The following is a 20,529-nucleotide window of genomic DNA, read 5'->3' on the forward strand; positions in this document are numbered from 1 at the left end:
CCCAGTGAACGTCTCCACCCACAAAGGATCAGCCCGTAACACCCCACTCATACACAGAAGATGCCCGCTCAACTACTTTCTGCAACACCCTTTAGATGACCAATTTCAAGGGGTGCCTGCGGAGGGTGTGGGGGTGGGCGGTCAGGCGTCAGGGTCGACTTCGGGGTGCGTGAACCGCACGGGCTTGCCCAGCGACCGAGCGTAGGCGATTTCGGCTCGGGTGCTGTCTCCGATGTAGTCGCCGACTACGAGCGCCTCATCAGCGAGCCGGATCTTCGCCCGGTGCAGATCGTCGAGTCGCACCTTCAGCGCCTCGGCCTCGACAGGATCGGACCAAAGTTCGTGCGGCGACTTCATGTCACAGCCCGGTTTGACGACAATCTTTCCGGCTTTGGTCTCCCGCAGATCGGCCTCGTTCATCTCGGTCATGAAACGGGTGGAGCCGCAGATCACGACGATACGCGGGAGGCTCAACAGCTTCTTCGCGTCGGCGAGCTTCTCCTCGGGGGTGAGCAGTTGCGGGTATGACACTGGTTCCTCCTGGTGGTGTGGTCCAAGGGGTGCCTGCGGAGACGAGAACGAGGGTGTCCAAGATCGTCTTATGGCGAACGACGTGGGCACCCTCGCGTCAGCACTCTATGCGACGACCGACGACATGCTGAAGGAGCATCCCGACCTGGCGCCGTGGCGCCCGCCGGTCGGCATTACGCCCCGCCTGAGCGATGCCGAACTGGTCACCCTCGCTAGGATGCAGGCCATACTCGGCTACACCTCCGAGGCCAAATGGCTCCGCCATGCCCGTGCCCACCTGCGCCACCTCTTCCCCTACCTGCCCCAGCAGCCCGGCTACAACAAGCGGCTGCGCAAGGCCGCCGGTCTGATGCGAAGCGTCAACCGGATCCTGGCCACCACCTCGGTGTGGAGCGACGACGTATGGGTCGTGGACTCCACCCCGGTGGAATGCGGCCGCTCCCGCGAGACCGTCAAACGCTCCGACCCGGCAGGCTGGGCCGAATACGGCTACTGCGCCGGCCACAACCGCTTCTTCTGGGGCCTGCGCCTGCACCTGGTCTGCACCCTTCAGGGCCTGCCCATCGCCTTCGCCCTGACCGAGGCCAAGGCCGACGAACGCGAGACCCTCCTTGACCTCCTGGCAGCCGAATACGAGCTTCTGCGAGAGCGCCCCCGACAGACTCTCATCGGCGACAAGAACTACTTCGGCCGTGGTTTCGAACACGAACTGTCCGAGCGTGGAGTCCAGTTGCTGCGGCCGGCCCGTAAAGGTGAACGGGAACGGCCTGCAGCCCTGTTCAAGCCGCAGCGGCAGGTCATCGAATCGATCAACGAGACCTTCAAAGGACAGCTTGACCTCGAACGGCACCGAGGGCGCACACCCGGAGGGGTCATAGCCCGCGTCATGCAACGCATCCTCGCGCTGACCGCCGCGATCTGGCACAACGACGCCACCGGACAAACCGTCCTACGCTCACTGACCCCTTGGAATAGATCATCTAGGGATCCGGCGAGCGTTCCAGAAGATGTAGGCGCCAGCGGACCGCTGCCGAACCGCCGGTCGCTTTCGCGGGCCCGCCCAGCGCGCCCGCCGCGAGAGTGCCGAGACGGCGGCCGGGCCGCCGATCATCGCCCAACGCCCCTGCCCCAGCGGGGAGCGTCGTCCGAAGGCCCTGCCTGACAAGGGGGTCAGCCAGGGCCTGGGAGGCGTCCTGCCGGATCTGCCGCTGGGCCTTCTCGAAGCCGAACGCCTCTGCCGCGCTCATCCCGTCGTGGGCGTCGTCGCAGTGTTCGGGCAGCGCCCCCCGGAGTACGCATGACGTGCCGCGATCACTCCGGCCCTCGGCATCTCCCCAGCCATCGGATTCCGCCCACGCGAATATCGACGCTCTCACCGCGCGTCTGGGCGAACTCAGCGGGGGGATCGAGCACCTGCGGATCAGCCGCAAGACCCTCATCTCCCTCGCCGAACCGGTCGCGCCGCCGCCGACTGTCCGCGATCACCCCGCCTACCGGCAGATTCTCACCGTCTTCGGCGAGGTCGACGGTTCCCTGCGCGCCCGTGGCCTGGCCCTGCTCTGACGCGCAACGACATCCAGCACGTCCGCGCCAAGCTCAAACGCCTGGCCAGCCGCGGCATCCTCGGCGAGACCGAGCCGGGATCGTTCACCTAGCCGCGCCCATAGCCGGACCGGTGAGCCTCCGGCCGGCCGGCCTGTCCCAACCCCAACGACGAAAGGGACATCAACTCGCGGAACGTACTGGCCAGATGACAACCGATCACCGTCATCCCTCTCGTACCGACCCGTCCGCCGCCACCGTGAGGACCACATTGGGGCCGCCTTCCCCGCACTCCGGGCCGTTCGGGAAACGTCCCTTCGGTGTGACCTCGAGCCTGCGTTCCAGCAGCGGCTTCGCGCCGGCGCCGTGCAGCGTCAGCCGGATCGTCACCGGCCGTTTGGGCAGCCCCGCCACGTCACCGAACCCGTTCTTCTCGCCGGTCCGCTCTTCATCCGCCCGACAACTGTCACCGGAACAGGTCTCCCTGGCCGCCCGCGTGGACGGCCTCAACTCGACGCCGACCTGTTTGCAGGCACCGTCCCAGCACACCTCCATCGTGGCGGCGCTGGCCTCGGCGGCAAGCGGAGCTGCAATGTGCAAGCTCACACCGACGGGGGTGCCGATCGCGGTACACGGCGCCTCGGGCGAACAGCCGGCGGCGAGCAGGAGGGTCAGCAGAGTGAGTCGACGCACATTTCCTCAGACGAAAATCAGGCGGGCCGGGTTCACCACGACGGGTTCGGGACACGTCCGTGTTGTCGAAATGCGTGGCAAGCCCGTAACCAGCCGGCCTTACCCAACCCCAACGACGAAAAGGGCATCGACTCGCGAACCGCCCTCCGAGAAACGCTGGACCGACCTCATGCAGGCGGTGATCTCCATCAGCGAGGGCAGCTTCCTCGGCGGGCCGGGCCGAGTGCCGGCTGACGGATTCGTAGAGACGTTCGCGGTCGTCGACTCCGTTGCACCCAAGCAGGGCTGACGGCGGAGTTCGCGGCCTTGGAGGTCAGGCGGGTGGGCGGCCTTCGAGAGGGTTGGCGGCGATCCGCCCCGCGACGTCGTTCCTGACCGATGCGGCGGCAGCGCTGTCCGGCTTGCGCCTCGCCTGGTCTTCGAAGCACGCCAGGAACTGCGAGCCGAATCCCAGCCGAGGGTAGCGGACGAGCATCTCCGCCCGGGCGTCCGGCGAGAACTCCTCCGGCCTCCGTCCGACCACCTCCCAGCTTGTGGCGACCTGCAGCAGGTGGGACTCGGGGTCGGTGGCCGGGGACACGTCCTCTCGCATGTGCAGCATGATGATCTCGGTGACCCTGGCGGCCCGGCCAACCGGCCAGCCGGCCGCCACGCCGAAAACCCAGGCCAGCTGTCCTCCCGCCTCCTCGAACGGCAGCCGATGGCTGTCGAAAGCCTCCGTCAGCCCGATGTCGTGGAGCAGCGCCGAGACGTAGTAGAGCTCGTCATCGAAGGCGATCCCGTGTGCTGTGCCGTACATCGCTCCCCACAGGTAGGAGCGGACGCAGTGGTTGAACAGCGCGGGCGAGCAGAAACGGGTGGCCACCGACAGCGCGGCCACGGCGGCGGGAGTCTCCGGAAACATGGGTCCAACTTTTCATCTGGCCGTCAGGCCTCGATGTCCGACCTTGGCCGCATGCCTGCGGTGATACCCGATGCGGGGGTCGCGCTGATCAAACCCGCGCCGTTGCGCCCAGCCGATAGCCCTACCTTGGCGGATCGTCGACCTTGAGCGTGTCTCTCGTGTTGGAGACGAAGACGACCGGCAGCTTCGCCGGTTGCGTCCGACTGGAGTTCTCCGTGAGCACATGGTGAGCGCCCTGGCAGTTCCGCCCCAGTAGACGAAGCCGCAGGAGCAATGCGCGGCAGCAGCCTCGACGATCTCCACACCCCGTGACCCAACTTGCGCATTCTTTCTGCGATTACAGGACGGGAAAATCCATGGCAGTCAAGGTCTTTTGTCCCGCTCCGTGCGTTACCAGAAGGCCGCTTTGGGGAGTCGAATAACCGCGGCTGATCAAGAGGCTGTCTCTGGCCCCTGACCTTGGATGACCTTGTAGTGCCGGGCGTCGAAGAATCGGCTGTGTAGCGGTTTTGTAGCGACTCTGTGGGCGTGGTGCGGTACTGTCCCGCTGTCGTGATCAACTTTGATTAACAGGACATCACCTGCCGCGGGTCGGAATCGCTATGGCGGCAGGTCGATGTCCAGCCGCATGGAAAGGGGTATCCAATGTCGGAACGTGAAGGAAATCTCGTACGGAAGGTGGCCTTGACGGCCGCTGCCTTCGCAGCCGCGTCCGCGGTCGGGGTCGGAGCAGCCGGTGCCGCTTCGGCTGCCGAGTCCTCTCAGGCGAATCTCTCCGAGGTCGCGGCGACCACCGACCAGAACAGCGCGCTCGGTGCGGTGCTGAACCGGGTGACCGCCGACGACGACGTCTTCCGTCCTGCGGGCACTTTCAACAGGTGACGGAGCGGGTTCGTTCCCGTGGCTGATCGGGCCGTGTAGCGGCTTGCTGGGACACGAAGGGCAGAGAGGCGAAGGACATCGTGATCGAGCTACCGATCGTGCGGGTGAAAGAGCGAGCTGCCGAATGGCCGACTCAGGACGTGACCGATCAGGCGCTTGAGGATCCGTACTGGCGCCCTCTGCCCTTCGTGGAATTCGCTCTCAAATTCCACGGCCGGTGCAACCTGGCCTGTGACTACTGCTACATGTACGAGATGGCCGACCAGAGCTGGAAGAGCAAACCGGTGGCCATGTCACGCAAGACGATCGACCAGGTCGCCTTCCGGCTCGGAGAGCACCTGCGGGCTCACGCCGACGAAATTGCGGGAGCGTCGGTGAGGATGCACGGCGGCGAAGCGCTGCTCGCCGGCGCGGATCAATTCGCGTACGCGGCGCGAGCGTTCCGGAACGCCGCGCCGTCCGAGGTCCCGCTGCGGCTCGTCACCACCACGAACGGCGTGCTCCTTTCTGACGAGAACCTCTTGAACGTCCTGCGCGAACACCGCATCGGTGTCACGGTCAGCCTCGACGGCGACAGGGAAGGCCAGAACCGTCACCGCAAGTACGCCAACGGCCGCGGCAGCTATGACCAGGTGATGCGCGGCATCGAGGTTCTGAACCGCCCTGATTACCGTGACCTCTTCGACCTTGTGCTGTGCACCATCGACCTGGAGAACGACCCCCTGACCACCTATGAGGCGCTGCTCGCCACCGGGGCGCCGGCCGTGGACTTCCTGCTGCCGCTCGGCAATTGGTCGTCTCCTCCACCGGGATGGACCGCCGGGGACGGAGGCACCGCGTATGCGGACTGGCTGATACCGATCTTCGAGCGCTGGTATTCCACGGTGCCGCTTCCGGCCGGTGTCAGGCTCTTCGAGAACATCATGACGTTGTGCCTCGGCGGTCATGCCTACACCGAAGGGCTGGGGCTCAACCCGTTCCAGCTCATCGTCATCGAAAGCGACGGAACCATCGAACTCGGCGACGCTTTGAAGTCCGCCTACGAGGGCGCCCCCTACACCGGCTTGGACGTTTTTCGTAACACGTTCGACGACGCGCGACTCCTTCCGGGCGTCGTCGCCCGGCAACGAAAGGTGGCCGGCCTGTCGCCGATCTGCGTTTCCTGCTCGATCCGGGATATCTGCGGGGCCGGCGAGTACAGCACTCGATACCGCGCCGACTCGGGATTTCTCAATCCTTCCGTCTACTGCGCCGATCTGGCCAAATTGATCTGCCACATCCGCGACCGGGCGCTCACCGACGTGGAACGGTTGAGGGCCGAGCGGGCGGCGGCCGACTGAGAATTGGAGTCGGCGGCCAAGGACGTTGACGTGCCGTACAACACCCTTGAGGAACGAGCACGACTCGCCGCCGTACGGCACCACCACGACACCGTGATGCTTGAGGTCGTCATCGAATCCACCATCCAGCGGCTCATGCACCCCCCACTGCAAGCGACCATCATGTCGCTTCTGGTGGACGGCATGTGAAAACCCCTCCCCAAGAATCTCGCTCAGTGCCCGGTCGTACGTTTCGTACGTCAGCGTTTCCGCCGTCACGCTGCCTCAGGCATCCATCGAGCGGCGGCGATCGCCCCAGCCCGTACGAGAGGCCGGCCACCTCCGGCGATCGTCAGGGCCTCATCCGTTCCTCGGTCAGGCGTCGACCGAAACGCTTCCGGCTGTCGGCTGGTCGGGACAACGTCGTATCCGAGCGAGAAGGTCGAACGCGCCATGAGCGCGATGCGTTGATCGTCGCAGGCCAACCTGCTGTTCCAAGTCCTCACCGAACGCGAAGACGGCGCCCCCGTCGCCATCGCCTCCAACGAATCCTTCGCCAACCTGTGCAAGGTGGTGCCGAACAGTGACGCGGGCGCCACTTCGTCCAGGACCGCGCACGGGCGTACGGCCACCCCTCGTGGGGCACCCGCGCGGGGTCCGCTTCCTGGTCGGTCAGGGTCGTACGTAGCGCCGGAACATGGTTCCTGAGGCGAAGGAACAGTGCTCGACCAGGCGCAGCCGCAGTGCTTCTCCCACAGGCAGGTACGGCTTGCCACCCCCGACGATCACGGGGGAACGCGTACACCCAGAACTCGTCGATCAGGTCCAGCAGGGAGGTGGCCAGCTCGGGGCCGCCGAGCTGGAGGGTGCCGTCGATCTCCCGTTTGAGGCGCGTCACCACGGACGCGGCGTCCTTGCGACGGACGATCGTGACCCCTTCGGGGACGGTCTGAAGGGTGCCGGAGAAGACGTACCGCGGCGTCTCCTTGTACAACTGGGCGAACTCCCGCTCGAAGGCCGGGGCGCCTTCTTTGGGGCCGTTTGGGGTGCCGGACGGCCACGCCGCTCAGTGCGGATCCAGTCCGAAGGTGAAGCCGCCTTCCAGAACGTCGGTGCCGGGGGCGGCACGCGGCCCGCAAGCGGAGATCGGATCATGATCCTATTTCGTTCTGGTCGAGTAGGCGGCCCTCATGAACATGGTCGGCGAGATAGATCATGACGCCCTTGGGGTCCATCCCGAAGGTCACCGCGACGAGTTTGGGTCCATGGGGTCGACCAGGCGGGTGGAGCGCAGCATCCGGGGCGGGACGCGGCAGCCGTCCAGGACGCGTTCATTGCAAATGGGCAGGTGGCGCTCCGCCGGTGCCTCGAAGCACGTTTGGCCGACCTGGTGGCGGTGAAGTCGCGCGGCGCGGCCACGGCATTGTTGGGGTTGCATGTCGAGGGACTTCCCTCACGGGCGTGTTCATGCCGTCCGTACCGTACATCCGCGCAGTGCGTGAGCCGGATCACACACGTGAACTGTCACACCTCCCATCACTCGCCCGTCTGGGAAGGCACCGACGGCCAAGTGAAGGATGATCATGGTTCGACTCGACGGGCGATCCCCCGCCTCCGGCCACCGCCCCCAGCGCAAGCGGCTGTGCCGGTGGCTGCTGTCCGCCATCGCGGTGCTGGTGGCACTGCTGCTGTTCGGCGCCTACGGCTGGCAGCCCGCCCAGGCCGAGTTCCGCTCGCCGTACCTGGACATGATGGGCTCGAAGTACGCCGACACCGCAGTGGCACGTTTCCACTACATCCGTGCCGGCTCCGGCTCCCCGGTGATCCTGATCTCGCCCGGCGGCACCTCGGTGATCGGCTGGAAGGACCAGGTCAGTGTGCTGGCCCGCGACCACACCGTGTATGTGGTCGACCTGCCCGGCCAGGGCTACACCCGGCTCAAGGACCCCGGCTTCGGCTACGACCTGGCCGCCATGACCACCGCTCTCGGTGCGTTCATGGACGCTGTCGGCGTACGGCAGGCCGGACTGGCGGGCAACTCCTGGAGCGGCGGCTGGGCCCTGGCGTTCACCCAGCGCCACCCGGACCGCGTCAGCAAGCTCGCCCTGCTGGACGCCACCGGCCTGGACCTGCCGGGCACGTGGATGTGGGAAGCGCTGAAGATACCCGTCGTCGGCGAACTGGCCACCACACACCTGGGGCGCTCCTTGCCAGAACCAGCCATCGCACCGGGTACGGGATCTTCTCGCTGCCAGGGCTGCGGCACGAGCGGCTCGGAACGCTCTGCAGAGCGCGCAACAACATCTCGTCGGCGAGCGCGCCCAACGCGAGAGTCGAGGACGGACAGCCATACGAACCCACGCCCAACCCGACCCGGCCTGACCGCTCTATGAGGGGCCATGACGGCTGGTGGGGGTGCGCTGGAGCGCGTATCCCTGCGCTCAGACTCCGGGGAACTGGTTCTCGCCGCCGGCTCGAGCCAGTGACTCGGCGGCGTGGCGCCAGATCTCCGCGGCCAGGTCGAAGTTGGCGCGCTCCTGCGCCTGCTCGGCCAGCGTTCGAAGGCCCCGCATGCCTTCGTCCTGCTTGCCACCCAGCAGCAGGAGCTGGTTGCGCAGGACGTCCAGGCGGATCTGCTCCTGATAGTCCAGGTGGTCGTGCGCGTCGGCGAGTCGGTCGAGCAGGGTGCGGGCTTCGTCGGTGTGCCCGGTGTGGAAGGCCAGGCGTGCGCGTAGCGCGAGCAGTTCCTGCTCGACCGTGGGCGTGCCGGCGAACGGCAGACACGCCTCGACCTCCTCGATACGGCGCCGCGCCGGCTCGGTCTCGGGCGGGGTCAAGTTGAGGTGGAGGCGGGCGGCGACGATTCGCAGCCGCACCCACATGGCCGGGTCGAGGCGGCCTTGGAGTTGCTCCAGAGCGTCGTTGACCAGCTTCAGCGCGACCTGGGGCTCGCCCTGGCGGAGCCGGACGCCGGCCACGGTCCACGCCGCCTCCGCCAGGAGCCTGCCGGCGGGCAAGCTCGCGACCACGGTGAGCAGTTCGTCGGCGTGCTGGCGGGCCTCGGCCATCCGGCCCGCCTCGGCCAGCGAGGACACCAGTGCCAGGAGGGTGTCGGCCACGATGCGTGTCGTCAGGCCCTCGTCGACGGCCAGGCGGTAGGCGCTGATCGCGGTCTCGACCGCGGCCGGAACCTGGCCCGCCCCGCGTTGTGCGCGCGCCAGTCGCGCCCGTGCTCGGGCGCGCAACTCGGGCAGGTCGAGCTGTTCGGCGAGCGCCACCAACTCGTCCAGGCAGCTGCGCTCCTCGGCGTGCTCCATGTTGTGGCGTCGCCATTCGGCGACTTGCCACAGCGCTTGCCAGCGCAGCAGGGGGTCCTCGCTGCCTGCCGTACGCAGGGCTCGGGCCAGCAGCTCGCCGGCCTCGTCCACGTCGAGTCCGACGGTGGCGGCCAGGCTGCGCGCCAGCGACCAGTCCGGCGGTTCGGCCAGGTCTTCGGGGGCGACGCCGAGCTGGCGGGCCAGGTGGGCCACGGCCTCGTCAGTGGGGGGCCGGGCCCCGGACTCCAGGCGGGAGAGGTATCCGGTGGACATCCCCTCGCCCGCGAGCTCGGCCTGGGTCAGGCCGCGTTCGGTCCTCAGCTGCTTGAGCCGTCGGCCGAAGGCGGGCTGCGTCAGCATCTGTCGTCTCCTTGCCAGGTGAGAGCGCGGGCCGACCGGCCCTCTGCCGCAGCTCATGCTAGCCACCCGATACACGCTTGGCAAATCTTTGCCAAGCTGGCTAACCGCGCCAGGTCGCCTGGCAAACAGCGTAGGAAACTAGTTGCCAAAACTCTGGCAATTCCGTTACGGTTCTTGGCATGACGAACTCACGGCGACTCGCCAACCGCACCGTTCTGATCTCCGGCGCCAGCGTGGCCGGCCCCGCTCTGGCCTACTGGCTGCGCCGCTACGGATTCACCCCCACCGTGGTCGAGCTGGCCCCCGAGCTTCGCGACGGTGGCTACAAGGTCGACCTGCGCGGCGTGGCCATGCAGGTCGTCGAGCGGATGGGCATGCTGGAGACCGTACGGCGGGCAAGTACCGCCATCCGCGGCGGCTCGTGGGTCGCCGAGAGCGGCAAGCCACTGGCCAACCTCGGCCCCGACCTCATCGGCATGCGCGCTCCCGGCGACGACGAGGTGATGCGTGGCGACCTCGCCCGGCTCCTCTACGACGCGACACGTGACAGCTGCGAATACCTGTTCGGCGACACGATCACCGGCCTCCACGAAGGCCCCGACGGCGTCGACGTCACCTTCCGCCACGCCCCGCCACGCCGCTTCGACCTCGTCATCGGCGCCGACGGCCTGCACTCGACCGTACGCCGCCTGGCCTTCGGCCCGCAGGAGCGCTACGTCCACCCCCTCGGGATGCACGCGGCCGTCTTCACCGTCCCCAACCACCTCGGACTCGACCACTGGGAGCTGCTCTATCCGACGCCCGGCAAGGTCGTGAACGTCTACGCCACCAGGCCCGACACCGCGAAGGCGCAGTTCGTCTTCCCGAGCCCTGCTGTCCTGCCCGACCGCTTCGACAGGGCCGCGCAGCAGCGCATCTTGACCGAGGCGTTCGCCGGCGTCGGATGGGAGAGCGACACGCTGCTGCGAGCCATGCCGCACTCGCCGGACTTCTACTTCACGCCGGTCAGCCAGGTTCGCATGGACCACTGGTCCACCGGCCGGATCGCCCTGGTCGGCGACGCTGCCTACAGCCCGTCCCCGCTGTCCGGGCAGGGCACCAGCCTCGCGCTGGTGGGTGCGTACGTGCTCGCCGGTGAAATGAGCGCGGCGGCGGGCGACCATCGTGCGGCTTATGCCGGATATCGGGAAGCGATGCGCGGGTACGTGGACGTGAACGTGGCGCTCGGCGCGAGCAACGCCGCACAGATGGTCGCAGGCAGCCCGCGGCAGATCAAGATGCAGACCACGATGATGCGGCTGGTCAGCCGCCTGCCGTGGAAGGATCTGGCGATGCGGCCGATCATGAAGCCGCTCAACGAGGCCGCCAACGCGCTCACGCTCGCGGCGTACTGAGCCTCGAATAGCCCGTCACCCATGAGTTCAAGGACGAGGCCGTCCGCATGGTGCTGATGCGAGCGGGACGGACAAAGAGCCTGTCAAGACTTCGACCGCATCGCCGAGCTCGGCCCGGGACCGGGGTACACCACAGGCGTGAACAGGCACACACCGATGCACAACAGAGTCGCCGCACGAAGCCAGCCGACCGCGGTGAACAACCCTGACACTGCGCGATGACCAGCACGTCCTACGAACTCAGCCGGGCCGGGGTCCTCCTGGTCGATCCCTATAACGACTTCTTGTCCGAGGGCGGGAAGATCTGGCCCCGGTTGAAGGAGGTCGCCCAGCACGTGGGGCTTCTGGACAATCTACGCGCGGTGATAGCGGCCGCACGAGAAGCCGGGATCCAGGTGTTCGTCGTTCCGCATCGGCAGTGGCAACCCGGGGACTACGACGACTGGAACCATCCCAACCCCACCCAGCGCGGGATCCAGGAACGCCATACCTTCGCGAAAGGCAGCTGGGGCGGCGAATGGCACCCCGATCTCGCCCCCCAGGACGGCGACGTCGTCGTCAAGGAGCATTGGGCGCAGAGCGGCTTCGCCAACACCGATCTCGACCTGATGCTCCGGCAGCACGGCATCACCCACGTCATCATCATCGGCCTGCTCGCCAACACCTGCATCGAGTCGACCGGCAGGTACGCCATGGAGCTCGGATACCACGTGACCCTGGTACGGGACGCGACCGCGGCCTTCACCGCGGAGATGCTGCACGCGGCTCACGAGCTGAACGGGCCGACCTACGCACACGCCATCACGACGACGGCGGACCTCCTCACGACGATTCGGTCCGCTCAGTAAGCGATCAGCGGCAGGCCACGCCTATGGATCCGCCGCCGAGGTTCCGGGCCTGCCGCGCGACCGATCGACCCCGGCCCCGCCTTCGTGTCGGGGCAGCCGGCGTCGTCATCCGGCAGTGTGCCGGGGTGGCGGGCACTCGCCGTCCTGGTCGGTACCGGAGCGACTCGCCGAGCGGGCCTGAGTTCCCGGTACGCAAAGGCGTGTGGTTACTCAAGCGCCGTCCCGTGCCGCCGATCGCGCTGTACCCCGCGGCGGCAGGTCAGAAGTGGTCAGAACCACAGGTACAGGCCCCGGCGTGACCGGACCACCGGGTCCAGCCAGGCGAAGAACTCCTCCAACCAGGTGTCGGGCAAGAGTTCTTTTTGGCCGGGCGACCAGCGGGGGTTGCGCTTGAACCGGCTCGGCACCGTACGGCTGAACTCGCGCGCGACACGCTCCAGCACGGCGCGGTGCCCGGCCACCGTCTCTTCGCAGGCCGCCTGCCCGGAGCCCTCCCGGTCCTCTGCGTGGTTGCGCGGGGGCGGGCCGCGAGCAGGTATGAGGGGCGGGGGTGGGAGAGCGGACACGAGATCGCGGAGTCGTACCAGTGGCGCCACCGCGCCGACCACACCCGAAGCTCTTCCGGCAGGAGGGTCGACCAGGCGGCCTGCCGCCACTCGGGCGGGAACAAGGGGTTGTGACCGATGACGGCCACCCGATGGCTCGGCCAGGCGCCATCCGCGTCGGTGTCGATGATCAGCAGGGCGCGCAGCCGCTGGTCCACGTCGTTGCGTGCGTATGTGCCCTGCGTATGGAGGGCGCGTGCGTCAGACGAGGTGTTCGAGTTCGGCGAGGTCGGCGTGGTCGCGTACCGCCGCGGGCACCCAGTCCGTTCCCATGACCGGCCATCGTAAGGGGTGCGTTTGAGCCCGAGAATCCGCGGCAGCCAGGATCGTCTCCTCTTGTCTACGAGCCGGGGGTGGAGGGCGTCCGTGATCGGAGGCCCAGGCCATGGGCCGAGCTTCCTGGGATTTCATCCGGTCTCGGTGCTGCTGAGCGATGGCGCTCCTTCCCGGTCAAGCCCGGCGTCCAACGGGCGAGTGGACCACAATCCGGCCCGACGCCTTCACCGACTACTCACCGTTCTGGGGGTGGACGGGCCAGGCCCCGGCGCCGATGCTGGGAGGCAGTACCGTCGTGCTCATCGGCCGACTGGAGAGCCGCATGCAGACCCGTACCTGGACTCGCCGTACCGCCGCCTCGGCAGCCGCCCTGGTTACCTTGCTGTCGCTGTGCACCACTCCGGCCAGTGCGAACGCCGGGTCGTCCGCGAACACGAACGTGGTCCGCCCGCCGCAGTGCGCCATGGTGCTGGCTGACGGCGAATCGGGCGCCAAGCGCCCGGTGTGAGGCCCGCCATGCCCGCATCCACCGAGGATGACGGCCATGACGTCACTACCCGTCACCGCCGTTTGCTCGTGGTCGGCGAGTTGCCTGGGACGGCGGTGGACGGCCCAGGCGATCACCACGAGAGCGGCTAACAGCAGGGGGCCTCCGGCGGACATGCGAAGGTATCCATATGTCGTACACGGTCCGGCCCCTGGACGCCGCTACCTGGGCCGCCTTCGCGGAGCTCGTCGAGCGCAACAACGGGATCTTCGGCGGGTGCTGGTGCGTCGGTTTTCATCCGGAGGGCAACCAGAGGGGGGCCGGCCGTCGCGCCGTCAAGGAGGACCGGGTCCGTACGGGTCGCGCTCATGCGGCGCTCGTCCTCGACGAGCATGGCGCCGCCCAGGGATGGTGCCAGTACGGCAGCCCCGATGAGCTCCCCGGCATCAAGCACCGGCGCGCGTACGACAAGGAAGCGCCGCCCCGCCCGGACTGGCGGATCACCTGCTTCTACGTCGACGGCCGGCATCGCGGCCAGGGCGTCGCACGGATGGCCCTGGAAGGCGCGCTCGACCAGATCGCCCTGGCCGGGGGCGGCCTCGTCGAGGCCATCTCCGAGGTGACCACCGGCCGCGAGGCGCCGGGCCGTTTCCTGTTCAGCGCGACGGTCGAGCTCTTCGAACAGTACGGATTCGCCCGCGGCCGGCAGGTCGGGAAGCACGCGTGGATCGTGAGCAGGGTGGTCGATCCGGCGTGAAGCGAGCGACCGCCGGGACTGCGGGACCGGCCGGCAGCGGCCTGCTCGATCCGCTATCAATAAGGATCGCAGCCGACCCGAGCCCGCGGGCACCCGACCGGGAAATCTCAGGTCGGAACGTCCATGCGTTGCGTGCCGACGACCGCCAGCAGGCGCAGCGCCTGTTCGGACGGCGAACCGGGGACGGCGGTGTAGATCACGACCCGCTGGTCCCGGTCGGTGATGTCGAGAACGTCGCAGTTGACGGTGACCGGGCCGACCAGCGGATGCTGGAACGTCTTCGTCATCATGGGTGCGCCGGCCACGTCGTGGGAGTCCCACAGACGGGCGAACTCCTCGCTTCCCTCGTGAAGCTCACGCACCAGCTCGGCCACCTCGGGGTCGTCAGGGTAGCGGGCGGCGGTGGCGCGCAGGTGGCTGGCCGAAGAGCGGGCGAACTCATCCGCATCCGACACCCCGTACAACCGCCGTCCCTGAGGGTGCGGGCCGAGGAAGACGCGGCGCACCAGATTGCGGTCGCGCCGCGACAGGGCGGAGAAGTCCTCCATGAGCGCGGCCGCCAGGTCGTTCCAGGCGATGATCTCGTACATCGCGGACGTCACGATCGCGGCGGCCTGCGGCAGCCGCCGCAGCAGGTCGAGGATGCTCTGGCGCACCTCGCGCGAGGGCCCCGGCGCGGGGGCGGGCGGTGCGCCGGCGAGGCGGTGGAGGTGGTCGCGCTCGGCATCGGACAGGCGGAGGGCCCGGGCCAGCCCGGCCAGCACCTCCTGCGACGGGCGCGGACCGCGGGCCTGCTCCAGCCGGGTGTAGTACTCGGTCGAGATGAAGGCCAGCTGCGCCGCCTCCTCGCGGCGCAACCCGGGCGTACGGCGGCGCGGCCCGGCAGGCAGCCCCACGTCAGCGGGGATGATCCGCTCGCGCCTGCTGCGCAGGAAGGCCGCCAGTTCTTGTCTGTCCACACTCCCAGCTTGCACGAATGTGCGCGGTCCTGGCATGTACCGGTTGTACCTGGATAAGCCCGGCGCACTGGCGCAGGCTGGCTGTCATGCACAACGCCAACGACACGTCCATGGGGCTGCTGGCAGGCAAGGTCGCCTTCATCACGGGCGCCGGGCGCGGCATCGGCGCCGCCGCGGCCCGGCTGTTCGCCCGGGAGGGCGCCCGGGTGCTGCTCGCGGCCCGTACGGAGGAACAGCTGAAAGCGGTGACTGAGGAGGTACGGGCGGCGGGTGGCACCGCCGATTACGTGGTGTGCGACCTCGCCGACGCCGCCAGTGTGCGCGCCGCCGTCGATCGCGTCGTGGACCTGTACGGCCGGCTCGACGTCGCCTTCAACAACGGCGCGACCATCACGCCGCCCGGCCCGATCGACCAGGTGAACGAGGCCGACTTCGACCTCCTCTACGCCGTGAACCTCAGGGGCCCGTGGCTGGCCATGACCGCCGAGATCGCCGCCATCCGGGCCACCGCAGGCACGGGAGCCATCGTCAACAACTCCAGCATCGGCAGCCTGATGGGCAACCCCGAACTGCCCGCCTACGGGGCGATGAAGCGGGCCGTCAACAGCCTCACGGAGTCGGCCGCCATCACCTACGGCCCCGAAGGAATCCGCGTCAACGCCATCGCCCCCGGCAACACGCTGACCGAGATGATCCGTACATGGGAGGAGCACTCCCCCGGTCTCGTCGAGCGGCTCAAGGCCCGGACCCCGCTGCGCCGCGCGGCCGATCCCGACGAGATCGCCCAGGCCGCCGCCTGGCTGCTCAGCGACCGCGCCTCCTTCGTGACCGGCACCGTCCTCAGGGTGGACGGCGGCGCACGCGCCTGACCTGCGACGTCCCGTCTCTAAAGGTGGGATCTCGGCGCGTTGCTCGCGTTTTCGGGGCAACAGGCCGCCCAGAGACGATGATCGATAAGGTGTTCGGCCATGGGCGTCCTGGTCGACTACTTCACGGCGGACTCCGACGAGTCGGCCCGTCGGGCTCTGTCGAGCGGACCGGCGTACGCGAAGCTGCCGTACGTCGGCTGCAAGGGCTGGATCGACGAACTCTCCGACCTGGCGGCCGAGCTCAGCGGGCGCGACACCAGCCAGCTCTTCGTCGTCAGGATGGAGGCCTGGCCCGAGGTCAGAAAGGAGCGCTTCGAGCCGCCTGACCACGGCTGACGGCTCAGGCCAGGGCCGAGATCTCGATCCGCGTGTGGTCGGTGGGGGCCACCAGGCAGGCGAGCACAGCGTTCCCCCGCTCCAGGCGCTCCCCCATGGACGAGGTGAGCCGGGCCGCGCGCTCGATCTCGTAAGGCTCGCCGGCCTGAGGGGTCACGCGGAGCCGCAACATCCAGATGTAGCGTCCGTTGAGCTTGTTGGACGTCTCCTCGGCCCCCAGGACCGTCGCGTTGCACGGCAGCGCCGCCGCGCGCTCCTCCGGCGTGAAGGTCCGCAGCGAGGCGGATTCCAGGCTCGCGAACGACAGGAAGCCCATGGTGAGCACGCCCGCGGCCAGGAAGAGGCACGCCGCGCTGACATACGCCCCGGCCCGGGTCTGCGGCTTCCGCCTCAACACGAGGAACAGCACCACGCCCACGATCAGTGCGATGACGGCGAGTGCCCCGAAGACGATCGATGCCATCTTTCTTCCTCATGCTGATGGCCGGAGCCTGCTGGACCGGCCTTGTCCGTTGCGATGCCGGTAGTTGATCAGGCGTCGCTTGCATGGCGGCTGCAGGCCGCCTGATCGCGTGGTGGTGACGGACAGGTCCGGGGGCCGGCCACGGCCCGCGGACGATCAGGCGCTGGCCGCGGCCCGCCAGCGTCGCAGGATGTCCTCGTCGTCACGGTCACCGTGCCAGGAGGCTTCCTCGTCGATCGCGTGCGGCAGCCAGTCGTGGTAGTCCGGGGCGTCGGGCGTGATGTCCCTGGTGCCGTCGATGCGGGTGCCGTCGGGGAGCACGGTGGAGGTCGGGACGCGAAGGACGCCGCCGGCCAGCATGATCGCGGTCATGTGCTTCATCCCCTCCGTCCCATCTGCCACGGTTCTCTGCCCAGCATAGCGGCCCGGTGCGCCATCGGCAGGGGTGCCGCTCAGCGGCTCCCGTACCGTCCCGCGAACCAGGCATAAGCCTGCCGGGCCGCGTCTTCATCGCCGAACAGCTCGATGAGCCGCCGGGCCCGCCGGACCAGCACGCAGGCGAAGGCTTCGGCGTACAGCTCGGTGACCGCCGCCCGGTAAGGCGGGGCGAGGCGTCCGGCGCTCGCGGCGTGCAGGGCCGTCCAGAACGGGGTCCGGGACGGCATGCCATCCATGTCGTCGGCCGCGTGCCCCAGCTCATGGCCCGCCACGCTCGCCGACGGCGACGGCACGCTGCCCACCCCGATCATGCGCCGCCTCGGGTCGTAAACGCCGGCGCTGCGCTCCCACCCGCCCTGCTGAACGGGCAGCGGGATGCCCCGCAAATGCTCGAAGCCCGGTAAGTCCGGCACGGCCCCGGGTCCCACGACGATCCCGCCGCCCAGATGAGCGGCCAGCCGGGTGCCCAAGGCGCGCGGCACCGCGGACAACGTCATGATCGCCAGCAGGGTTTCGGCAGGAGGGAACGTGCCCGGACCCCATGCCCTGTGGACGCGACCTTCGAGCGCGCCGACATGAAGCCAGCCCGGCCGTCCTCTGCTCTGGCTGGCCACCCACGTCCTCTGGTCGTCGCTCCGGCAACTGCCGACGTGCTTGGCGCATGAGATGGCAGGCGCGACAACACAGTCGTTGATCGCGAACTTTAGCGTCCGGCGGGGCGCGCCGCACACCCACCCGGCACGGCCATCACCACGGCGGTGGGTTGTCGAATCCGGGCAGGCCGTTCGACATAAGGGTGTAAGCCAGTAACAAGCACCTGGAAGGACAGCCACCATGGCTCAGTACGCGATCCTCATCCACACGAAGGCCCACATCGACGAGGCCGAGGTCGTTCCCGGAGCGCGGGAGGCCCATGAGCGCCACTTCGAGGACCTGGTGAACTCCGGCGCGCTGGTCGCGGCATTCGCGCTGCAGCCCGCCGACACAGCCACCTCGATCCGCGGCGACGTGGTGACGGACGGCCCGTTCGTCGACGCCAAGGAGGTCATCGCCGGGTTCGCCATCATCGAGGCGCCCGACCTGGACGCCGCTCTGAAGATCGCTCGGGCCAATCCCGCCACCCAGCAGGGCGGCGGTGTCGAGGTGCGGCCCGTCGAAGGCGGCTTCATCGCGGATCGGCCCGCCACGGCATGACGTCCCCGGCGGACGTCGAATCGGCGGTCGCGGACGCGTACCGTCGCGGATGGGCCCTGGTGCTCGCCGCGACGGCGGGCGTTGCGCGCGACCTGGACCTGGCCGAGGAGTGCGTGCAGGAGGCGTACGCCGCGGCCCTGGCGAGCTGGGCCCGCGACGGGATCCCGGACACGCCGCAGGCGTGGCTCACCACCGCGGCCAAGCGCCGCGCGATGGACGCGGTGCGGCGCCGGCAGACGTTCCGCTCGAAACTTCCGCTGCTGGTGGAGCCCGAGGAAGCGGAGGACGAGCCGGCCACCGTCGAGCCGGAGGACGTGGTGCCGGACGAGCGGTTGCGGCTGATCTTCATGTGCTGCCACCCGGCGTTGGCGCAGGAGGCGCAGCTGGCACTCACGCTGCGGCTGGTGTGCGGGGTGACGACCGCCGATGTCGCCCGGGCGCTTCTGGTGTCGGAGCCGACGATGGCCGCCCGGATGACCCGGGCGAAGAAGAAGATCTCGGCCGCGCGGATCCCCTTCCGGCTGCCGGAACGCGCTGAGCTGCCGGATCGGCTGCGCGCGGTGCTCGGCGTGATCCATCTGCTGTTCACCGCCGGGCATACCGCGCCGTCCGGCGCATCGCTGGTGCGTACGGACCTGGTGGACCAGTCGATACGGCTGGCCAGGACGCTGCGGGAGCTGATGCCCGACGAGCGGGAGGTGCGGGGGCTGCTCGCGCTGCTGCTGGTCACCGATGCCCGGCGCGCCACCCGGGTCGATGCGGGGGGTCGCTTGCTGCGTCTGGAGGACCAGGATCGATCGCTCTGGGACCGTTCGGCGATGTCCGAGGCGCACGGCCTGATCGTGGACGGGCTGCGCGGCGGGCGACCGGGCCGCTATGTCCTGCAGGCCGCGATCGCCTCCCTCTACGCCGAGGCGCCGTCCTACGACCGGACGGACTGGCCGCAGATTGTGACCCTGTACGACGAGCTGCTGTCGGTGTGGCCGTCACCGGTGGTGGCGTTGAACCGCACGGTGGCGGTGTCGATGGTCTCCGGGCCGGCGCGGGCGCTGGAAGAGGTCGCGGAGCTGGAGAAGGACGGCCGGCTCGCGAGATACCAGTACCTACCGGCGATCAAGGCGGACCTGCTGCATCGGCTGGGCCGCCGGGAGGAGGCCTCGATCGCCTACCGCCAGGCGCTGGAGTTGACCGGAAACGAGGCCGAGCGCGAGTTCCTGGCCGAGCGCCTCGCCGGTCCGCATCGGGCATAGGTACGGGGCTCCCGCCCGCCGGTCCTCGTCGGGGGCTGCCTCATCCGTCCTGGAGAGATACCCCGGACCTCAGGGCCCATAGTGGGCAGCGAGACTTTCGATGGTGTGGAGCTCCTGGTCGATTTTCGCGAGGGCGGCGCGGCGGTGGTGCGACCCGTTTTGGCCGGGTTCCGGGGTCTGCCCGCGCCGGTGCTCAAGATGCGCCAGCAGGGTCTCGCTGCCCAGGCGGCGGGCGGCGAAGGCGATGACGACTGTGGCGGACTGCATCAGGCACCAGCCCGGCCGGAGCCTGGCGTCCATCGCGTCCTCGCGGCCGGCGCTGTCCTGCACCAGCAGGCGCAGGAACTCGCCGCGCTGCTCGATGACGCGCACGTGGGCGACGCCGGGCTCGTAGCGGGGGGTGGCGTGTTCCAGGTCCGCGACGACCTGCCACACAGCCTCGAAGGGGGCGGCGATGCGGCGCTGCCCGACAACGGCGCCGGGCAAGGCGGCCGCGAGAATGGCCAGGCGGTCGATCGGGTCGATATCGGGGTGCGCCACAGGATCGTTCACGATTCCCACACCTCCCGGAACGCGGCCCTGGCCCGATGCAGCCGGGATTTCACGGTTCCTATCGGGATCCCCAACGTGTCGGCGATCTCTTGTTCGCTGAGGCCTTCTTGCGTACGCAACATCAGCACAGCACGCTGGGAGACAGGCAGGCGCGCCAGGGCGTCATCGATGTCCACCAGCCCTTCCTGAGAGGAGACGTGGCCGGCCATGAGCGTTTCCTCCGCGGCGACCTCCAGGTCATACCGGTGGGCGAGCCGGATCGCCGTCCGGACCGTGACCGACCGGACCCAGGTCATGATCGCTTCAGGGGCGCGCAGCGACGGCAGGCCCCGGAAGACCGCCAGCAGGGCCTCCTGCGTGGCATCGTCGGCCGCCGCCGGGGCGATCCGAGCGCACAATCGGCGGACGTACGGGGCCAGCTCGTCGAGAAGCCGGTCCAACGCGAGCGCGTCCCCCTGCTGAGCGGCGGCGACGTTCTCGGGGTCCACGCCAGGAAGATTACAAGAACATCAGCCGGAACCTTTCACGGATTCCCCGCCACTTTCCAGCCAGG

The 20,529-nt window shown here is 68.7% G+C and carries 25 protein-coding genes; 13 read left to right on the plus strand and 12 right to left on the minus strand.

Annotated features, from left to right (window positions below):
• Positions 1–141 precede the first annotated feature (141 nt).
• Complete coding sequence (locus tag ABZX61_RS63725) at positions 142–531, minus strand: hypothetical protein (RefSeq protein WP_355212563.1); 390 nt, start codon at positions 529–531, stop codon at positions 142–144.
• Between the two features lie 70 nt (positions 532–601).
• Between ABZX61_RS63725 and ABZX61_RS63730 the strand changes: the two genes are divergently transcribed.
• Together ABZX61_RS63730 and ABZX61_RS63735 are read left to right on the plus strand one after the other, a co-directional pair.
• Positions 602–1,693, plus strand: a complete 1,092-nt coding sequence (locus tag ABZX61_RS63730) for an IS982 family transposase (protein WP_355212566.1) — start codon at positions 602–604, stop codon at positions 1,691–1,693.
• Positions 1,694–1,833: 140 nt separating this feature from the next.
• Positions 1,834–2,094 (plus strand): hypothetical protein, encoded by a 261-nt coding sequence (locus ABZX61_RS63735; protein ID WP_355212569.1) that lies wholly within the window; start codon positions 1,834–1,836, stop codon positions 2,092–2,094.
• A 204-nt stretch (positions 2,095–2,298) separates the two neighbouring features.
• Here the strand turns inward: ABZX61_RS63735 and ABZX61_RS63740 are convergent, their stop codons facing one another.
• Together ABZX61_RS63740 and ABZX61_RS63745 are read right to left on the minus strand one after the other, a co-directional pair.
• Complete coding sequence (locus tag ABZX61_RS63740; RefSeq protein ID WP_355212571.1) at positions 2,299–2,766, minus strand: hypothetical protein; 468 nt, start codon at positions 2,764–2,766, stop codon at positions 2,299–2,301.
• A gap of 313 nt (positions 2,767–3,079) precedes the next feature.
• Entirely contained in the window at positions 3,080–3,670 is a 591-nt protein-coding gene (locus tag ABZX61_RS63745) for an HD domain-containing protein (RefSeq protein ID WP_355212574.1), read from the minus strand.
• 678 nt (positions 3,671–4,348) lie between these two features.
• Between ABZX61_RS63745 and ABZX61_RS63750 the strand changes: the two genes are divergently transcribed.
• The 4 genes from ABZX61_RS63750 to ABZX61_RS63765 all read left to right on the plus strand — a co-directional run bounded on the left by ABZX61_RS63750 (position 4,349) and on the right by ABZX61_RS63765 (position 8,264).
• Complete coding sequence (locus tag ABZX61_RS63750; protein ID WP_355212577.1) at positions 4,349–4,552, plus strand: hypothetical protein; 204 nt, start codon at positions 4,349–4,351, stop codon at positions 4,550–4,552.
• A gap of 80 nt (positions 4,553–4,632) precedes the next feature.
• Positions 4,633–5,892: an FxsB family cyclophane-forming radical SAM/SPASM peptide maturase gene (locus ABZX61_RS63755; RefSeq protein ID WP_355212580.1), complete on the plus strand. Its 1,260-nt coding sequence runs from the start codon at positions 4,633–4,635 to the stop codon at positions 5,890–5,892.
• Positions 5,893–5,922: 30 nt separating this feature from the next.
• Positions 5,923–6,081 (plus strand): hypothetical protein, encoded by a 159-nt coding sequence (locus ABZX61_RS63760; protein WP_355212583.1) that lies wholly within the window; start codon positions 5,923–5,925, stop codon positions 6,079–6,081.
• Positions 6,082–7,454: 1,373 nt separating this feature from the next.
• The gene (locus ABZX61_RS63765) at positions 7,455–8,264 is read left to right on the plus strand and encodes an alpha/beta fold hydrolase (protein ID WP_355212586.1); all 810 of its coding nucleotides are present in this window, start codon (positions 7,455–7,457) and stop codon (positions 8,262–8,264) included.
• Positions 8,265–8,312: 48 nt separating this feature from the next.
• Here ABZX61_RS63765 and ABZX61_RS63770 read toward each other — a convergent pair whose 3' ends face one another.
• Positions 8,313–9,548, minus strand: coding sequence for a helix-turn-helix domain-containing protein (locus ABZX61_RS63770; RefSeq protein WP_355212588.1), 1,236 nt, complete (start codon positions 9,546–9,548; stop codon positions 8,313–8,315).
• 179 nt (positions 9,549–9,727) lie between these two features.
• Here ABZX61_RS63770 and ABZX61_RS63775 point away from each other — a divergent pair, with 179 nt between their 5' ends.
• Both ABZX61_RS63775 and ABZX61_RS63780 read left to right on the plus strand, forming a co-directional pair.
• Positions 9,728–10,942: an FAD-dependent monooxygenase gene (locus ABZX61_RS63775; RefSeq protein ID WP_355212591.1), complete on the plus strand. Its 1,215-nt coding sequence runs from the start codon at positions 9,728–9,730 to the stop codon at positions 10,940–10,942.
• 218 nt (positions 10,943–11,160) lie between these two features.
• Positions 11,161–11,790 carry an isochorismatase family cysteine hydrolase gene (locus tag ABZX61_RS63780; RefSeq protein WP_355212593.1) on the plus strand — a complete coding sequence of 210 codons (630 nt, stop codon included), beginning with the start codon at positions 11,161–11,163 and terminating at the stop codon, positions 11,788–11,790.
• A 269-nt stretch (positions 11,791–12,059) separates the two neighbouring features.
• Here ABZX61_RS63780 and ABZX61_RS63785 read toward each other — a convergent pair whose 3' ends face one another.
• Positions 12,060–12,386: a hypothetical protein gene (locus ABZX61_RS63785; RefSeq protein WP_355212595.1), complete on the minus strand. Its 327-nt coding sequence runs from the start codon at positions 12,384–12,386 to the stop codon at positions 12,060–12,062.
• A 516-nt stretch (positions 12,387–12,902) separates the two neighbouring features.
• Positions 12,903–13,334 (minus strand): hypothetical protein, encoded by a 432-nt coding sequence (locus ABZX61_RS63790; protein WP_355212598.1) that lies wholly within the window; start codon positions 13,332–13,334, stop codon positions 12,903–12,905.
• Between the two features lie 14 nt (positions 13,335–13,348).
• Between ABZX61_RS63790 and ABZX61_RS63795 the strand changes: the two genes are divergently transcribed.
• Positions 13,349–13,915 (plus strand): GNAT family N-acetyltransferase, encoded by a 567-nt coding sequence (locus ABZX61_RS63795; protein WP_355212601.1) that lies wholly within the window; start codon positions 13,349–13,351, stop codon positions 13,913–13,915.
• Between the two features lie 107 nt (positions 13,916–14,022).
• Here ABZX61_RS63795 and ABZX61_RS63800 read toward each other — a convergent pair whose 3' ends face one another.
• Positions 14,023–14,874 (minus strand): helix-turn-helix transcriptional regulator, encoded by an 852-nt coding sequence (locus tag ABZX61_RS63800; protein WP_355212604.1) that lies wholly within the window; start codon positions 14,872–14,874, stop codon positions 14,023–14,025.
• An 86-nt stretch (positions 14,875–14,960) separates the two neighbouring features.
• Here ABZX61_RS63800 and ABZX61_RS63805 point away from each other — a divergent pair, with 86 nt between their 5' ends.
• Together ABZX61_RS63805 and ABZX61_RS63810 are read left to right on the plus strand one after the other, a co-directional pair.
• Positions 14,961–15,743: a glucose 1-dehydrogenase gene (locus tag ABZX61_RS63805; RefSeq protein WP_355212607.1), complete on the plus strand. Its 783-nt coding sequence runs from the start codon at positions 14,961–14,963 to the stop codon at positions 15,741–15,743.
• A gap of 99 nt (positions 15,744–15,842) precedes the next feature.
• Positions 15,843–16,079, plus strand: coding sequence for a hypothetical protein (locus tag ABZX61_RS63810; RefSeq protein ID WP_355212609.1), 237 nt, complete (start codon positions 15,843–15,845; stop codon positions 16,077–16,079).
• Positions 16,080–16,083: 4 nt separating this feature from the next.
• Here ABZX61_RS63810 and ABZX61_RS63815 read toward each other — a convergent pair whose 3' ends face one another.
• The 3 genes from ABZX61_RS63815 to ABZX61_RS63825 form a co-directional block, all read right to left on the minus strand.
• Positions 16,084–16,542: a hypothetical protein gene (locus ABZX61_RS63815; RefSeq protein WP_350742396.1), complete on the minus strand. Its 459-nt coding sequence runs from the start codon at positions 16,540–16,542 to the stop codon at positions 16,084–16,086.
• A gap of 156 nt (positions 16,543–16,698) precedes the next feature.
• Complete coding sequence (locus tag ABZX61_RS63820; protein WP_350742394.1) at positions 16,699–16,914, minus strand: hypothetical protein; 216 nt, start codon at positions 16,912–16,914, stop codon at positions 16,699–16,701.
• An 80-nt stretch (positions 16,915–16,994) separates the two neighbouring features.
• Positions 16,995–17,477, minus strand: coding sequence for a hypothetical protein (locus tag ABZX61_RS63825; RefSeq protein WP_355212612.1), 483 nt, complete (start codon positions 17,475–17,477; stop codon positions 16,995–16,997).
• A gap of 337 nt (positions 17,478–17,814) precedes the next feature.
• On the opposite strand from ABZX61_RS63825, the gene ABZX61_RS63830 reads away from it, so the two are divergent.
• Positions 17,815–18,174, plus strand: coding sequence for a YciI family protein (locus tag ABZX61_RS63830; protein ID WP_350742390.1), 360 nt, complete (start codon positions 17,815–17,817; stop codon positions 18,172–18,174).
• A complete protein-coding gene (locus ABZX61_RS63835; RefSeq protein WP_355212616.1) occupies positions 18,171–19,424 on the plus strand; it encodes a sigma-70 family RNA polymerase sigma factor in 1,254 nt (417 codons plus the stop codon). The genes ABZX61_RS63830 and ABZX61_RS63835 overlap by 4 nt, the downstream gene beginning before the upstream one ends.
• 69 nt (positions 19,425–19,493) lie before the next feature.
• On the opposite strand, the gene ABZX61_RS63840 is transcribed toward ABZX61_RS63835, so the two are convergent.
• Positions 19,494–19,976 (minus strand): hypothetical protein, encoded by a 483-nt coding sequence (locus tag ABZX61_RS63840; RefSeq protein ID WP_355212619.1) that lies wholly within the window; start codon positions 19,974–19,976, stop codon positions 19,494–19,496.
• Complete coding sequence (locus ABZX61_RS63845; protein ID WP_355212622.1) at positions 19,973–20,464, minus strand: RNA polymerase sigma factor; 492 nt, start codon at positions 20,462–20,464, stop codon at positions 19,973–19,975. Before ABZX61_RS63845 ends, ABZX61_RS63840 begins: the two co-directional genes overlap by 4 nt.
• Positions 20,465–20,529: the final 65 nt, after the last annotated feature.

Source organism: Nonomuraea sp. NPDC003709, assembly GCF_040610775.1.
Classification (GTDB): Bacteria; Actinomycetota; Actinomycetes; order Streptosporangiales; family Streptosporangiaceae; genus Nonomuraea; species Nonomuraea angiospora_A.